This is a genomic window from Natrialba sp. SSL1 (assembly GCF_001861355.1).
Classification (GTDB): Archaea; Halobacteriota; Halobacteria; order Halobacteriales; family Natrialbaceae; genus Natrialba.
Genome location: NZ_MASN01000030.1, coordinates 338,340 through 353,186 on the forward strand (window position 1 = coordinate 338,340; position 14,847 = coordinate 353,186).

Below are 14,847 nucleotides of genomic sequence, written 5' to 3' on the forward strand. Positions count from 1 at the left end.
AGTCAGGGACGACCGGTGAGGGAGCGAGAGTGTGAGAGCGTGAGAGCACACGAGTACGAGAGTGCGAGAAAGCCAGAAAGTCAGAGAACAAGAAAGCAAGAAAGCCAGAAAGCCAGAAAGCCAGAAAGTGAGAGCCACCGCGAACACAACCAGGCTGACGGTTCAGGGCCTACACTAAAATGCGTCGGCAGTGTCGCTCTCACCAGCGATGCCCCTATCCGTCCAGAGAGAACGACTGGTAGTCTATCGGCGGTGGCCGAGATGACGCCGCCAAACACACCCAGTTATCGTGGTCGTGATTGTGGTCATGATCGTGGTCGTGAAAACCGAACACCGACACGACGACACCTGCTTACCGCACTCGGCGTCGGTATCCCCGCAGTCCTCGCCGGCTGTACCGACGCCGGCCTCGGTATCGGCGTCGAAACCGGCCCGACGTACGAGGACGGAACCGTCGATGTCCCCGACGATGCCGAAGAGCGCTCCGTCGAGGAAATGGCAACCGCCGAAGCGCTCGCCGAACTCGAGAGTCAGGAAGGCGTGACCCCGCTCGAACGACTCGCCATCGTCGACCACGAGTTCGCCTTCGAGGACGACTTCCGCGGCTCGACCGTCCAGGGAACCGTCGAAAACACCGACGGACGGGTCGAACTCGTCGAGGTACGCGTCCGCGTCTACAACGACGAGGGCGAACAGATCGGGCGCTACCTCGACACCACCGGCGACCTCGATCAGGGCGGCGAGTGGGCGTTCGAAGTGATTCTACTCGAGTCACCCGAGGATATCGCCTCCTACGATATTGCGGTTATCGGGACGCCGACGTAGGCGTCGCTTGCGAACAGAATGGAGTGTGAGTCGTTACGAGTTCTCTTCGTCCTGCAGTTCCGCGAGTTCGGATTCGATTTCGGAGTCGTCGACATCGGTGTCGAGGTCTGACTCGTCGAGGTCGACATCACCGCTGGGTTCGGCGGCCGCTTCTGCCTCTGTCTCGGTCTCGACGTCAGTTTCCGTTTCGATGTCCGCCTCGGCTGCCCCAGCATCCGCGGCGGTCTCACCCTTCCCCATATCGGATTTGAGCGTCTCGAGTTCGGCCTCGACACCGCTGCCCGTCGAGAGGTCCTCGAGTTCGCGGTCGATCTGGTCCTTGTCGGACATGACGTCGTCGAACGCACCGGTTTCGTGGAGTTCGTCGAGGGCGGCCGCACGGGCCTCCATGTCCTCGGTCTGCTCTTCGGCGCGCTCGATGGCCCGGCCGACGTCTTCGAACTCCTCGCCGGTCGCAGTCATCGCTTCCGAGACAGTGGAACTCGCTTCGGCGGCCTCGTAGCGCGCTTTCATCGTCTCCTTTTTGGTGCGGAACTCCTCGATTCGGGTCTGGAGTTCGTCCTTCTGGTCGATCAGGCTGTCTTGCTGGTTCTGCAGCTCCGAAATCTGGCGCTCCAGATCCTCGATCTGGTTCATCTTCGTTTTCTTCTTCTCGAGTGCGCGTCGAGCCAGATCCTCGCGGTCCTGCTGGACCGCGGTTCGTGCCTGTTCGTTGTGTTTCTCGACGTTCTCCTCGAGACGCCGCTTTTGCATCTCGAGGCGTTTCTTCTGGGTGGTGAGATCGGCAATGCCGCGTTTGACCTCCTGAAGCTGGTCGCGCATCTGCTCGTACGAGTAATCAAGCGTCTGCGTCGGGTCCTCAGCCCGGTTGAGCAGGGAGTTGATCTTCGACCGGATGACGTAGGAGGTCCGAGAGAGGATGCCCATACTCCTACGTAACGCTCGTCACCCTTAAAAACATCACATCAACGACAGACTGAGACGAAATTCCGGTCGGTGCGTCGTCTCTCGCCGATTTGATTAGGCGCCGACGCGAACGACTGGGTATGACCGACAGTGACGTGCTCGTGCCCGGCGCCCGAGACGTACGCGGGACGCTCACGGAGCCAGCGGAGGGGGCGAACGGGAGTAGGAATTCGATCGTCGTCGCCTGTCCACCCCATCCCCAACACGGCGGCTCGCGAAGCGACAGCCGACTCGTCGCCGTCGCAGAGCGCCTGCAGGAGAACGGCATCGCCTGCCTCCGATTCGACTACGGCGCGTGGGACGAGGGCTACGGCGAGCGCGAGGACGTGCGAAACGCCATCCGCTGGGCCGCCGACCGCTACGAGCGCGTCGGCGTCTTCGGCTTCAGTTTCGGCGCGAGTCTCAGCCTGCTCGCACCGGCCAGCCTCGACGGCGCGGACGACCCACGAGTTGTGGCTATCGCCGCACTCGCACCGACCGCGACACTCGCACCCGACCTGGATTCCACGGCGGCACTCGAGTCCGTCTCCTGCCCAGTCAGAATTGTTGTCGGTGAGCGAGATACGACGGCAGAGTGGGAGCCGGTGGTTGAGCGGGCACAGGAGCTAGCTGGTGAGGATGAGGCTGGTGATGAAAACGAAGCCGAAGACAGGGACGGAATCGAGGTCGTCACCCTCCCTGCGGATCACTTCTTCGTCGGCCAGACGGACACTGTCGCCGAGACTGTGGTGCCGTTTCTCGAGTCGGCGCTTCGCACGGAGTAAATCAGTCCCGGCCGTGTCGTGTCAAACACGTCGAGAGCCCGATCAGCTCGACGGGTTCGGAGTTGTCCGGCGAGTAGACAACCATCTGTCCTTTCTCCATGTAGGGCACCTTCGACTCGAGGTTGCTCGGAATATTTACGCTCTTGATCGCGTCCTCGTCGCCCAGGTTGAGCACGATAGTCGTGTTGATCTGTTTGAATACTGCGTCGTGGATGTCCTGCGGGTCCTGCGTGATCAAGAACAAGCCGAGTCGCTCCTTGCGGCCCTGTTTTGCGGCCTCGGTGAACTTTGTGATGACCTTCCCGGCCTGCACCGAGTCCGCGTCGGTGAGGAAGTTGTGCGCCTCGTCCATGCCGAGAACGAGCGGCGTCTCCTTGATCCGGTCGTAGGTCGGGTCGTTCGAGAGCTTCTGGTCGATCAGCAGCGAGGAGAGCGCGAGCACGATCGTCTCCGTCGCCCGCGTATCGTTGATGTGGTAGGTCGGCACCACGGTCAGTCCGCCGGGGCGGACGAACTCGTGGACCAGATCAGTGATCGGTCGTGCGTCCTGATCGAAGACGTGCCCGAAGCCGAGCACACGCCGGCGGACGGCGTCGAAGGTGGCCTCGTGGACGCGACCCGACTCGTCTAGCTCCTCGCGCAGGGCGGGATCGTCGAGGAAGCGCGTGAACTCGTCGTAGGTCGCGTCGTTGCCGTACTGCTCGCGGAAGCGCGGCAGGAGCACGCTGACGAGCGCGCCGTACTGGTTGTCGTTCAGCCCGCTGCTCGCGACCAGCCACGGATTCTCGTGGACCATCGAGAACGGGATCGTGAACTCGACCTGTTCCGCGCGGTGGTGGCCCGCGGCGTAGGACGACGATCCTATCTTGGGGACGAACGCCGTCGTATCGTCGACCCCACCGTAGGCGACGCCCTCACGCTCGAGTCGGCGGGCGAACTCGTCGTCCATGTCGGGGTTGTCGTCGTGCATCTGGGCGTACTCGTCCTGCGGGTCGAACTGGACGACGGCGGGGCCGACCTCGCGGCCGTCTTCCATGGGGTATCGGCGCTCCTCCGCGAGATACTGCCGGAGGACGTTCTTCGCGCCGTGGGTCTTCCCCGACCCCGTCCCGCCCGCGACGAGCGTGTGGCGGAAGACGAGCGGGTCGCCCGCGTCGTAGTCGTCCTTTAGCCGGTAGTCGATGGTGGGTGGTGAGGCGGCGGTTCGAACCTTCTCGCCGCCGACCGAGAGGTGGCCGAGGAAGACGCCGTCGTCGGGCATCTTCAGCCCGGTCTTGATCGCCTCGGTGTCGTCTGCCTCGCGGATCACCGTCTGGGGCTTGGGAACGCGGTCCGTCATCCGGCGCTTGAGTTCGCCATCGTCGTCGTAGAGGATAGCGACCGGCTCGAGGTTCGCGACGAACTTGTAATCGGCCTCCTCGATACCGTCCGAGCGCATCGCACGGCGCGCGTGAATCTCCGTCGCGTCGTCGGCGTGATACTGCTGGGCGTACTCGAGTCCGGTGATGCGACAGAACAGGGTTTCACCGGCGCCACCTGGGTACGGCGCGAGCAGATAGCTGCCGATGCGGACCGACGAGCGGTTGCCGCGGGTGACGTAGGCCCGCAACTCGGTGTCGTCGCTGTCCTCGGCGATTCGTAGCCCCTGGGAGACACAGAGTGCGCCGATGCCGACATCGTCGCCGCTCGGTTCGACGGCTGTCGTTTCGAACGTGTCAGTGTCGGCGTCCGAGGGGGGGTCAGCGTCAGAGTTGGACCCGGACCCGGTCGAACTCGAGTGTGTGCTTGGCGACGTGTTGGCAGGGTTGGTGCCGCTCGGCTCGGACGGTGATGTGGCGTCCGCCGCGTTGCCGGTACCGCTGCCGTTGCCGTCGGTGTCGGCGTCACCGGCATCGGCATCGGCATCGGCGTCGAAATCACCAAAGTCACCCAGATCAGTCATACACAACTCATCTGACTGGTTCCTAAAACGCGTTTCCCTCCTGGCCAGAGTGTTCAATCAGCTACGATATCCGGCCCGTGTGCCGGGCAACGACGACCACGAGGGCACAGAGAACCCCGAGGGAGAGACCGACGAGCGCAGTTGCGAGGAGCGAACCGTTCCCCTCCGACACTGCCGTCATCACAGCCGAAACGGGACCGCGTTCGGAGCCACCCGCATCAGTGGTGCCGGTGTCGGCCGCGTCCGCGGACTGGCTCTCCCCGCTCGCTGCCTCGTCGTCCTCGATCACAACCGTCGTCGGCCCATCCACGACGGGGACCGGCCACTCGCTCTCCAGTTCGACAGCTGTGTCGCCGAACTCGAGTGCCGTCTCGCCGGCAGGGGCGTCCGGGTGGGCCGTGACGGTCACCGTCGCAACGGTGTCCAGACCGGTTGCGCCGCCGGCGACCGGATCGCGCCACTGCTCGAGGAGTGCCGTTCCCTCGTCGTGGGCCAGTGTCCCTTCGGCGTGGACGGTCGTCTCAGTACCCTGTTCGAGCCACGGGCCGCGCTCGATGTCGGTGATCTCGAGTCCGTCCGGGTCGTACGCCGCGACGAACTCGAGTGCGACGACGCCGTCGTCGCCGTGGCCGCCTTCCGCGTAGAGGTCGACGTCGATTGTGGTGGACTCACCGGGCTCGAGGGAAAGATCATCCTCGTCAGTTGAGAGGATCGCAACCTGATCAGCGCCGGCAGCGGGGCCGACGGCAGTGATGATGCCGAGAAGGAATGCACCGAGCAGGAGCGAACTGACGAGATAGACGGAGACCGTGGATCGATTCGGCCGGGTGCTGGCGAATCGAGAGAGGAGTGAAAACAGCCGCGAACGGTGGGGAACCGGTGAATTGGACCCGGACATGCGGTAAGTGTTCGTGCTCCGTCGACATATGATCCCCGACGGTCGGAGTTGGTCGACGGACGACTGGCAACTGGTCGTAACGGGCAGACAGTACGTACAGCAGGGCGCGGTTGGTGTCGCTACAGTTTCACGGCTGGGCGCTCACCAGTACAGACCGGGACAATCGTCCCCTGCACACCCGAACTCCGCTGCCGGTGCCGGCCCAACAGCGACAGAACCCGGAGCCAACGCAACCGAACACGCCGTCTCGAACGTCCGACTCAGAGTACATCCGTCGACGCGTCCGCGGGCGACACCTGCCCTGCCTCACGATCGTAGTCGATCGCACCGATCTCGGCAAGCGCCGGCAGGTGGTTGTGGTGCAGTTCGATCGTCGCCTCGTAGGCATCGGTCGGACCGACCGACAGCGTCGTCGCGAGCGCCGTCGCCAGGTCGTCCACCGACAGCGACTCGTCTGCGTTCTCGATGTACTCGAGTAGCCCCAGGCGGACGGGGTGGACGAGGCGGTCGAGGAGGAGTGCTTCGGTGCCCGACCCAGTCTCTACGAGCAGTGAGAGGATATCCGGCGAGATGGGTGGCTCCTCGATGAGGGTGACGGTGCCGTCGGTGGCGTCCGTGTCGCGCTCGCCATCGGCTGGCGACCAGTCGACGAGGCCGTGTGCGTCGAGACGCGGTAGGTGGTGGTGGACGAGGTCGATGCGAATCTCGTGGCGGCGCTGGCCGGTCGAGACATCCGCACCGGACCGCTCGACGAGAGCGGTGGTTAGTTCCGACAGCGTGTGCGTGTAGTCACGTGCGTCTGTGAGTAGCGAGAGAATACGGACACTGCGCGGGTGTCGGAGCACGTCGTACCGCTCAGGTGGCACGTCGGCTAACGGATCCGGCTCCCCAGTACCGCCGAAGTGAACGTCGGAACTCATCACCTGAAACAACCGCTGCAAGGGGGATAAGCACATTTCCAAAACGATTTGGGCACCACATATGATATTACTCGCCGAATACGCTCATTACCGGAACAGCTGTCGGAATTCGGCCCAGGGATCGGACGTATATTCTCGATATACAGTCATAACTGACTGATTGTCAACTCATCAGACCAGTACGAGTGGGGTGACCTGACTCGCGAAATAACGCTACGCTCATCGTAGTCGATGATTACCAGGTTCAATACGATAGTTGAGACGGATAAACAGTCTGTACTCGAGTGCGGCGAGTACAGCAAGTGATGCAAGTGAGCGAGCACGGCAGGTGCGACAAGTGAAGCGAGCGTAGCGAGCGCTCGACAGCTCCAGCGAACGCGACGAGGAATCAACATCAACCAGCGCGGCCGAACAGGAGCGGTTGAGATGAACCGATACTCGATCGGAAGACACCGTGACAGACGTTGTCTCTGCCCGCGAAACCGTGCAGGAAGCTTTTGCGTTGGGGACCCGTAGTGAACGTATGCTCATGGTACGCGGTCGTGCAGGTGGGACCGAGCTGACGGGGACGCTGTACGAACGGGGCGAGCAGGCCCCGACGTTCAAGGGTGCGCCGAACGAGGCCGCCGCGTACGTCTGGGTCTGTGACGAGTTCTACGAGGTCGACAGCGGCGGTTCGAGCCAGTTGGTCGACGGCCGTGAAGTCAACCTCGCCTTCGAGTCGCCGATGCCGCGCGGGTTCGATACGCGCGAGCAGGCGGTCGACGCGGCCAAGGAACACGTTCGGACGCAGTTCGCACGGATCGGGGTCGATCCGGCAAGCGTCGAGTTCGAAGTGGAGAAGGCGGAGTTGGAGACTGATCTGTAGCGTCTCTGAAGCTAATTTGGAGCGGTTCTGTAGCGGCTCTGGAGCGGTTCTGTAGTGGAACTGAATCCCCTTCGGAGCAACGCTAATACACCGAACAGGACAGGGCACTCACAACCGGCCGAACGGCGACTGCTTAGGCTTCTACTGCTGACCGCGATTGTGCCTCGAGCGACGGAAACGGCGGGCCAGAGCGAGCGAGCCGCCCCCGAGGACCGCCCCGGAAAGAAGCGCAGTGAAGCCGGGGACGGAGTCAGTTTCGGCGTCGTCAGTAGCCGCCTGTTCGTCGCTCTCGGTGACAGCAGTGCTCCCGTCGTCAGCATCGCCGTTACCGTCACCAGCGCCGTCGCCATCGCTGGTACCAGTATCCAGAGACTCGCGGTCGATATCCGCAAGATCCGGGTGATCGAACGGCTCGACGGCGTCCTGCTCGTCGCCAGCACCGTTACTGCCGTCACCGACCGTCACCTCGATACCCTGTGCGTCAATTGGCAGCGGCCAGTCGCGGAGCAGGTTGATCCTCGTCTCGGCGAACGAAATTTCCGTCTCCACGTCGGGTGCGTCGTCGGCGACCTCGCCGGTCACCGTGACGAGTTCGCCGTGGCCCGTCGCCCCGTCGCCAGCCGGCTCGCGCCACTGCTCGAAAATGGCGGTGCCATCGTCGTGAGCGAGCACCTGGTCGGTCTCGATCGTTGCCTCCTCGCCTTGCTCGAGCCACGGTCCGCGTTCGATCTCGGTGATCTCGAGTAGCTCGGGATGATACTGCGCGGCGAGTGCGACCTCACTGACGCCTTCGCCGTCGTGGCCGCCCTCGGTGTAGAGGAGGACATCGACGGTGAACTCCTCGCCGGGTTCGGCGTCGACGGTGTACGGCGTCGGCGTGAGGGTCGCGTACTGATCGCCGGCCGCGGCGGGGCCGACGAGGGCTGTTCCCGCGATGGGCGTTCCGATCGCGGCGAGGACGAGGAGCGCGGCGAGTACGCCGACGCTGGCGACGGCGAGCGATGTACTGCGGGCGGCTGTGTTCCCGTCGGTCTTCGTGGGACCGGATCCAGTGCGTGTCATAGGCAGATAGCTGGGTACGTATTGCGTGTCTCACTGCAGCGAGCGCGGTGAACCGCTTGAACCGTTCGTAAACGGTCAACGGCGGTGAATCACGTCAGTTGATTACGCGTTGCGGTCGTCGTCGCGCACCGACTCCGACGCCGTGTCGTCGCCGGATTGCTGGCGCGCGTAAAGATACGTTCCCGCAGCGCCGCCACCGAGTGCAGCGAGCGGACCGAAGCCTGGCAGTCCGTCGTCTGGGTCGGCATCGTCGCCGTCTGCACCCACATCGGTATCGGTGTCATCGTCCGTCTCCGCGTCGCCGTCCGCATCCGCTCCCTCATCCGCTGACTCGTCACCGTCCGACTCCTCGCCGAGCACCGCGCTCGCGCTCACATCCGACTTGAGCTTGAACCGGTCGTAGCCGTCCGAGGTCGGCACCTCGAACTCGTAGTCCCAGGCGTCCTGATCCGGTTCGTACTCGCCGAACAGGCGAAGCACCGGCTCGTCGACCTGTTCTGCGAGGGCGGCCAACTCGTCCGCATCGAACGTCACGTCGACCGTCTCGCCATCGGCACTCGCACCCGTCGCCGCAAGGTCGTCACCCGTCCGGATGACCGCACGGAACGACTCCTCGGCGATCTCGGCCGCACCGGACGGCACGTCGATCGTCAGCGTGATCGTCTCCTCGTCGTGGGCGACAGTCGCCGCAGCAACTTCCTCGTCCACCCGAAGCATCCGGTTCTCGCGTTCCGGGGCGACGGTGTCTTTCTCCTCGAGTTGGTCCAGAATATACGGCCCCTGGAACTGGCCGGACTCGAGTACGAGCTCGCCTTCGGAGAGGATGTCCGAGTTGCCGATCGAGTAGTCGTTGTGCGCGAGATAGTAGGTCGCCTCGTCGTCAATCGGTTCGCCGCCAACGAAGACGTTGTCGACCCAGACCTCGTCGGCGTGGCCGGACCACTCGTAGGAGACGCCCGAGACCTGGATCGCGGGCTGGGCACCGAACTGGTCGTCCGGGTGCGAACGGACTTCGGATTCGAGGTAGTCGCGGACCTGCTCGCCCGTGATTTCGACGACCTCGATCTCGTTCGGGAACGGGAGGATGTCCATCACGGCGGTGCCGGGAATCTCGCCGGGACCGTGGGTCGAGTCGCCGCGGATACCGCCCGCGTTCTGGGCGGCGATGTCGACCTCGATATCGCCGATCTCACCGACCGAGCGCATCGTGTCGGTCATCAAGTTCCCCCAGTTGGTCTCGACCGCGTAGTTGTCGAACGTCGCGTCGAGTTCGACCTCGCTCTCGAAGGCCGTCTGTCCGAGTTCGGCCTCGAGTTCGGCCGACCACGACTCGGCGATGTCGGCGATCGTCTCGTCTTCCTCGACCTCGTCGGTGTAGCGGACGGAGATTTCGTCGTACTCCTCGACGACCGGGAGGGGGTCCCACTCGGGCAGCAGGAGGTCAGTCCGCTCCCAGTCAACCAGTTCGCCGTCGGCGTCGAGCGTGATCGCACCGACGTGGTCGAACTCGTCGCCGAACTCGCTGATGACCGTGTCGCCGACGATATCGGGTTCGTCGAAGACGACGCCGGAGTGCGAACCGACGATGGCGTCGAGACCCTCGACGGCCTCAGCGAGCGTGTAGTGAATCCCGGTTGAAACGTGCGAGGCGAGCACGACCACGTCGGCACCCTCCTCGCGGAGCGCGTCAACCGCCTCCTGGGAGCCTTCGACGTAGTCGAGCACCTGCCACTCCTGTGGGTAGTCCGTCAGCGAGTGGAAGTTGCGCGAAACGAGGCCGAAGATGCCCACCGTCAGGTCACCCGCCTCGAACGTCTTCCAGCGCTCGGTGCCGGGAACGGCGTCGCCGTTCTCGTCGAGCAGGTTCGCGACGACCCACGGGAACTCGCTCTCCTCGAAGCGCTCGGTCGCGACCTCGGCCCCGAAGTCGTACTCGTGGTTGCCGACGCCGACGACGTCGACATCCATTTCGTTCATCGCCTCGATCATGTGCTCGCCCTCGTACTCGAGTCCGAGCATGGACGGCGCGAGGTCGTCGCCGTTGCCGACGAACAGCGAGTGGTCGTGGTCCGCCAGCACGTCCTCAACCACCGTATAGTAGCGCGCGAGGTTCAGTTCGTCCTCCTCGGCGTCGAAGAAGCGCCCGTGGAAGTGTGTGTCGTGGACGAGCGTGACGGTGTCGTCGGCGTCGGCCGCGGCCCCGACGCCGGTGCCAGTCTCGGCCGCGCCGGTCGCGGCCGCCGGCAGCAACGCACCGGCGGAAATACCGGCGGTCGTGCCGAGGAACCGTCGGCGGCTAGCTGTGTTGCCAGCGTGGTCGTCCTGCGTACTATCGCTCTCCCGCATCCCGGAATCCCGAGCCATGCCAACAAACGGTGAGAACAGACACAAATACGTTTACAATTTCCACTATGTATGTCAAACCATAGTACGGTAGCCGTTGGAACTGGATTCAGACGCGATACCAACGGCAGCGCCAGTCTCTATCTCCCGGCTACCCGGTTTTCCATTCCGAACGGGAGACCCCATTGTACGGGGCACGCCACCCCATCGTACGGAGCCAGATTACGCGCCCATCCGCGAATACCCAGCCGACACATCGGCAAATAGTTTGATACGTTCACGCTGCGTACCACGGAGACGATGCGGGTGTTACTCACGGGGGCGTTCGGGCGCGTCGGAACTGCAGTCATCGAACACATCGGCTCCGAGCATACGTTCACCTCTCTCGATTTAGACGCGAAACCCGACCCTGCACTCGAGAGCGACGCAGAAATCGATACCGAGAGCGATGTCGTCGTCGCCGACGTTGCGGACTACGATTCGATTCGGCCGGCGTTCGACGGGCAGGACGCCGTCGTGCATCTCGCGGCGGCACCTCGCGTCGACGATCCGTGGGAGGACGTACTCGAGAGCAACATCATCGGCACGCACAACGTGTATCGGGCGGCCCACGAGGCGGGCGTCGAGCGAGTGGTTTTCGCGTCGACGAACCACGTGATGGGGATGTACGAACGCGAGTACGCGCCAGAGTTGTACGGTGACGATGTCGATTTCCGACTCGATCACACGGATCCGGTGCGGCCGGATTCGGATTACGGCTGCTCGAAGCTTTTCGGCGAGGGGCTGGGTCGGTATTACGTCGAACGCGAGGGGCCGATCAACTACCTGCACGCGCTTCGGATCTGTAGCGTGCACCCGCCGGCGTACGACCACCCCTACGGTCCCGCGGAACGAGGTGTCGACGAGGGACAGTGGGAGCGCGACAGCGAGGCGTACCGCCGCCGCGTCGCTCGGCAGAACGCGATGTGGCACTCGCGTCGCGATCTCGCGCAACTGGTTGACTGCTGTCTTCGCTCGACTGAGCCGGGATACGACACGTTCTACGGTGTGAGTGACAACGCACGGCGATGGTTCGATATCGAGCACGCTCGCGACGCGATCGGCTACGAGCCGCTCGATAGCGCCGACGACTGGACGGCGCCACCAGCATGAAATCGGACGAATCAGCGCCGTCGGAGACCGCCCGATCGAAAATCGATCGCGAAGGAACTGCGGCCACGACCGGTGCAGACCGATGGGCGAACGTCGCCTACGAACAGCGCCGGCCGGCTGAAATCGTCTACGACCAGTACTGGAATCACGTTCGACACGTCGAAGAAGAAATGTGGGCGTACACGCGCATCTGGGCGCTCATCATTACCGCCGTGTTCACGGTGCTCGGCTCGAGTATCCCGATCGAAGCCAAACTCGGCGCTGCGTTCTTCGGTGTCGTCATGTCCGTACTCGGCTTTTTCATCGTCTATCTGCTCCGGGTTCCGTTTCTCGATTTCTTCCTGACGACCGAACTCATCGCAAAGAACGACTTCGAACTCCCGGCCAGTCACAGACGCACCGACGATATCACGGACTTTCGCATCGACAAGGGTGTCGATATTCCGGACGTCCTCGTCATCGTCTACGCGACCGTGACGGGCGTGCTGATCGCGAGCGGTGGCGTCCTCGTTGACCAGACGCACCTCGGTCTGGGAGCGGGAACAGTCGTGACCGTCTCGCTTCTGATCGTCTACCGACGGCACATCGTCCCGAAATACAAAGAGACCGTATCGGACCTGCTGAAGAGCTTCGACGAGGAGTGACGGAGTCGGATTCTACTGTGTGTCAAACTATATATTGGTGATTGTTACGACTGTGTCCGGAGACGATAGTACAGTATAGACAGCAACACAGAACGACACTATTGGCGGATATCGAACGACACCCGCACTCGCTCGGCCGCGTCCTCGGGAATCGACTCATAGCTACGAATCATGACAGAGCCAGTCTCTGTCTCCCAACTCTCCGGCCCCTGCCACTCCGAGCGACCGGCTTCGTCGTACCGGGGCCGGACTGCAGTGTGATCGTCCTCGAACTCGACAACGATAGGTAGCCCAGTCGTTGCGTCCGGATCAAACGATACTCGCGTTTGCACTACCAGCAGATCCTCTCCGCTATCGATACTCTCTTGCAGTCGTGCTGTGGTGACCTCGGTGAGCTCGTCCCATCGAAATACCTCGTGGTCACGTTCGCGTTCGTCAGCAACCAGTGCATCGTTCAGAAACACGTAGGCATCAACCGGCCGACGCTCGTCCGTCAATGAGTCGATTAGCACCGGGTAGTCGGCCGGTTCAGTATACGACCTGCTCTCGGGTTCGCTCGTCTCGGTTACGGCCGAACAACCAGCAACCGTGCTTGCGAAGGCAGTTCCAAGACTACAGCGGAGAACAGTGCGACGGGAGGGCATACCAGATAATATCTAAGTTAAGCCATAAAAATTTTTATTTGTCACTTTTCGCGTCAGAAATCCCCCTCCCACCGATGGTCGTCGTACGTCCGGCGCTGTGACGTCTCGAACTGGGACTCGAGTGTCTCTCGAAGCGAGCGCTTCTCCGTCGCGCTGATCCGGGCGAGCTCGTCGGCCTTCTCGACGATGGTCGGTGGGCCGTGGGAAACCGCCACGTCTTGCAAAACCTGCATCGTGAGGCGCTCGCGAGTCTCCGGATCGCGAGTGAACGCGTAGGGAGCCTCGACGCGGAAGATGAGGTCCTCGCGCGGGTCGTAGACGACGAAGAAGGTGACCTCGTACTGCTCGCGGTCGAGGCGGCGCTCGACGCCGAGTGCGTCGCCCTCGATCGACAGCGGCCGGTCGACGCCGCCGCGCGAACGGAACCAGTTCGTGTACGTGAGCGCGTCCGTGTCCCGTTCCCAGCGGGTGCCCTCGATGTCGTCGACGAACTCGCCGCGCTCGAGGAGCCGGGTGAACAGCGCGCTGTCGTCGGCCCAGGGAACGCTGACGTCCACGTCCCGATTGCGCTTCAGCGTGCGCGTGATAACCCGCGTCGCGGGGTTCTTGACGAAGCCGATCAGGGGGACGCCGCGGTCGACGAACGACTCGACGAGTCGGACGTAGTTCTCGAGTACCGTCGTCGGTCGCGGGTCTTCGAGCAGGAAGTCGGCGAGGTCGGGGTGCTGGTCAGCCCAGCGCAGCAGCCCGCGCGGATAGAGCGGGCCGTCTAAGACGAGCAGGTCCGACACGTCCTCGGCGTAGGCGAGTGCGTGCTTGCTCTCGGCGAGGTAGAGCGCGAGCGCGTGGACGACGCCCTCGGCGAAGCGGGGCAATGGTGGGATCTTCACGGCGCGGCTGCGGCTGTAGCCCTCGTCGAACTTGCCCCACTCCTCGTCGACGGTCATCGTCTCGTCGTTCGAGTGGACCGTCATCACCGTGGTCCGCGAGCGGTGGAGGTCGAGGTCGCTCGGCGTCGTGCTCATCGCCGCCTGCGCGATGTCGATGACGAGGCCGTTCTTGAACGTCGTCGGATTGATCGTCCCCGCGTCGAGGCCGTGGACGGTCGGGAACTGGCGGTCCTGCAGGGCGACATCCTCGCAGTCGACCAGCCGGCGAGCCTGTTCATCGACCGGCTCGAGTACCGTCCGCCCGTCGTGGTGGAGAGGGTCGAGGAACGACTCCCAGACGGTTTCGGCGAACTCGCGGCGATCGCGTTCGTCAGCGCCGTGGTCGATCCGTCTGGCGAGTTGCGCGATGCCGTCGAAGTGAACCGGATCGAGTGTCATGCCCGTTGGCTCCCGCCGTGAGCGCAAAAAGCCAATGGTCGGTGCCCGTGAGGACGGCGGTACTACCTGGCCACCGGTTGCGCCCCGATATACACGGAACCTGTTAACTTGATGCCGGGTAAATTATCATCAGAAAAATTATATGAGGTAGTCGCATGGATGTCACTGTCCCGATGTCACACCGAGGTATGGAGACAGGCGAGCGCGAGGAACACGCGGTCAACTGGCGGCAGACGAACGGAAGCGTGACGCTCTACGAAGACGAGAATCCGGACGCCTGGATCCGACTCGAATTCGAAGCCGGCGTCGACCCGGCGCATCGACTCTACATGATCTGCGACGACTGCGGTGCGGTGTTCGCCCAGCGGTGTAAACCCGGAAAGAGCACCATCTGCGGCGACTGTGGGGCGACGTTCGACCACGACTCGGAGTACTGAAAACCACCTGTTTGTTTCTCGTCAGTTTCTCAGCTCTCTCCCGTCTCCTTCAGA

14 protein-coding genes are annotated in these 14,847 nt (G+C 63.2%); 6 read left to right on the top strand and 8 right to left on the bottom strand.

The features are described 5' to 3' along the window. Window positions 1-261: 261 nt before the first annotated feature. Window positions 262-825, top strand: a complete 564-nt coding sequence (locus BBD46_RS09680; RefSeq protein WP_216094823.1) for an FxLYD domain-containing protein — start codon at window positions 262-264, stop codon at window positions 823-825. A 33-nt stretch (window positions 826-858) separates the two neighbouring features. Here BBD46_RS09680 and BBD46_RS09685 read toward each other — a convergent pair whose 3' ends face one another. Continuing rightward, on the bottom strand, window positions 859-1,752 hold the full coding sequence (locus BBD46_RS09685) for a PspA/IM30 family protein (protein ID WP_071401495.1): 894 nt from the start codon (window positions 1,750-1,752) through the stop codon (window positions 859-861). A gap of 119 nt (window positions 1,753-1,871) precedes the next feature. Here BBD46_RS09685 and BBD46_RS09690 point away from each other — a divergent pair, with 119 nt between their 5' ends. Then, the gene (locus BBD46_RS09690) at window positions 1,872-2,555 is read left to right on the top strand and encodes an alpha/beta hydrolase (protein WP_071401496.1); all 684 of its coding nucleotides are present in this window, start codon (window positions 1,872-1,874) and stop codon (window positions 2,553-2,555) included. 1 nt (window position 2,556) lies between these two features. Here BBD46_RS09690 and BBD46_RS09695 read toward each other — a convergent pair whose 3' ends face one another. The 3 genes from BBD46_RS09695 to BBD46_RS09705 all read right to left on the bottom strand — a co-directional run bounded on the left by BBD46_RS09695 (window position 2,557) and on the right by BBD46_RS09705 (window position 6,315). Beyond that, complete coding sequence (locus BBD46_RS09695; protein ID WP_071401497.1) at window positions 2,557-4,497, bottom strand: ATP-binding protein; 1,941 nt, start codon at window positions 4,495-4,497, stop codon at window positions 2,557-2,559. A 61-nt stretch (window positions 4,498-4,558) separates the two neighbouring features. After that, on the bottom strand, window positions 4,559-5,395 hold the full coding sequence (locus BBD46_RS09700) for a hypothetical protein (protein ID WP_253184536.1): 837 nt from the start codon (window positions 5,393-5,395) through the stop codon (window positions 4,559-4,561). Window positions 5,396-5,655: 260 nt separating this feature from the next. After that, the gene (locus BBD46_RS09705; protein ID WP_071401498.1) at window positions 5,656-6,315 is read right to left on the bottom strand and encodes a DUF7344 domain-containing protein; all 660 of its coding nucleotides are present in this window, start codon (window positions 6,313-6,315) and stop codon (window positions 5,656-5,658) included. A 523-nt stretch (window positions 6,316-6,838) separates the two neighbouring features. Between BBD46_RS09705 and BBD46_RS09710 the strand changes: the two genes are divergently transcribed. After that, complete coding sequence (locus tag BBD46_RS09710) at window positions 6,839-7,183, top strand: DUF7113 family protein (RefSeq protein WP_071401499.1); 345 nt, start codon at window positions 6,839-6,841, stop codon at window positions 7,181-7,183. 141 nt (window positions 7,184-7,324) lie between these two features. On the opposite strand, the gene BBD46_RS09715 is transcribed toward BBD46_RS09710, so the two are convergent. Both BBD46_RS09715 and BBD46_RS09720 read right to left on the bottom strand, forming a co-directional pair. Then, window positions 7,325-8,245 carry a hypothetical protein gene (locus BBD46_RS09715; protein ID WP_071401500.1) on the bottom strand — a complete coding sequence of 307 codons (921 nt, stop codon included), beginning with the start codon at window positions 8,243-8,245 and terminating at the stop codon, window positions 7,325-7,327. A 102-nt stretch (window positions 8,246-8,347) separates the two neighbouring features. Continuing rightward, a complete protein-coding gene (locus BBD46_RS09720) occupies window positions 8,348-10,609 on the bottom strand; it encodes a bifunctional metallophosphatase/5'-nucleotidase (protein WP_071401501.1) in 2,262 nt (753 codons plus the stop codon). 279 nt (window positions 10,610-10,888) lie between these two features. Between BBD46_RS09720 and BBD46_RS09725 the strand changes: the two genes are divergently transcribed. Then, window positions 10,889-11,740, top strand: a complete 852-nt coding sequence (locus tag BBD46_RS09725; protein WP_071401502.1) for an NAD-dependent epimerase/dehydratase family protein — start codon at window positions 10,889-10,891, stop codon at window positions 11,738-11,740. After that, window positions 11,737-12,384: a hypothetical protein gene (locus BBD46_RS09730; protein ID WP_071401503.1), complete on the top strand. Its 648-nt coding sequence runs from the start codon at window positions 11,737-11,739 to the stop codon at window positions 12,382-12,384. Before BBD46_RS09725 ends, BBD46_RS09730 begins: the two co-directional genes overlap by 4 nt. A gap of 98 nt (window positions 12,385-12,482) precedes the next feature. On the opposite strand, the gene BBD46_RS09735 is transcribed toward BBD46_RS09730, so the two are convergent. Continuing rightward, window positions 12,483-13,028, bottom strand: a complete 546-nt coding sequence (locus BBD46_RS09735) for a hypothetical protein (protein WP_253184537.1) — start codon at window positions 13,026-13,028, stop codon at window positions 12,483-12,485. 53 nt (window positions 13,029-13,081) lie between these two features. Further along, window positions 13,082-14,356 (bottom strand): DNA double-strand break repair nuclease NurA, encoded by a 1,275-nt coding sequence (locus tag BBD46_RS09740; protein ID WP_071401504.1) that lies wholly within the window; start codon window positions 14,354-14,356, stop codon window positions 13,082-13,084. A gap of 188 nt (window positions 14,357-14,544) precedes the next feature. Between BBD46_RS09740 and BBD46_RS09745 the strand changes: the two genes are divergently transcribed. Beyond that, complete coding sequence (locus tag BBD46_RS09745; protein ID WP_171908187.1) at window positions 14,545-14,793, top strand: hypothetical protein; 249 nt, start codon at window positions 14,545-14,547, stop codon at window positions 14,791-14,793. Window positions 14,794-14,847: the final 54 nt, after the last annotated feature.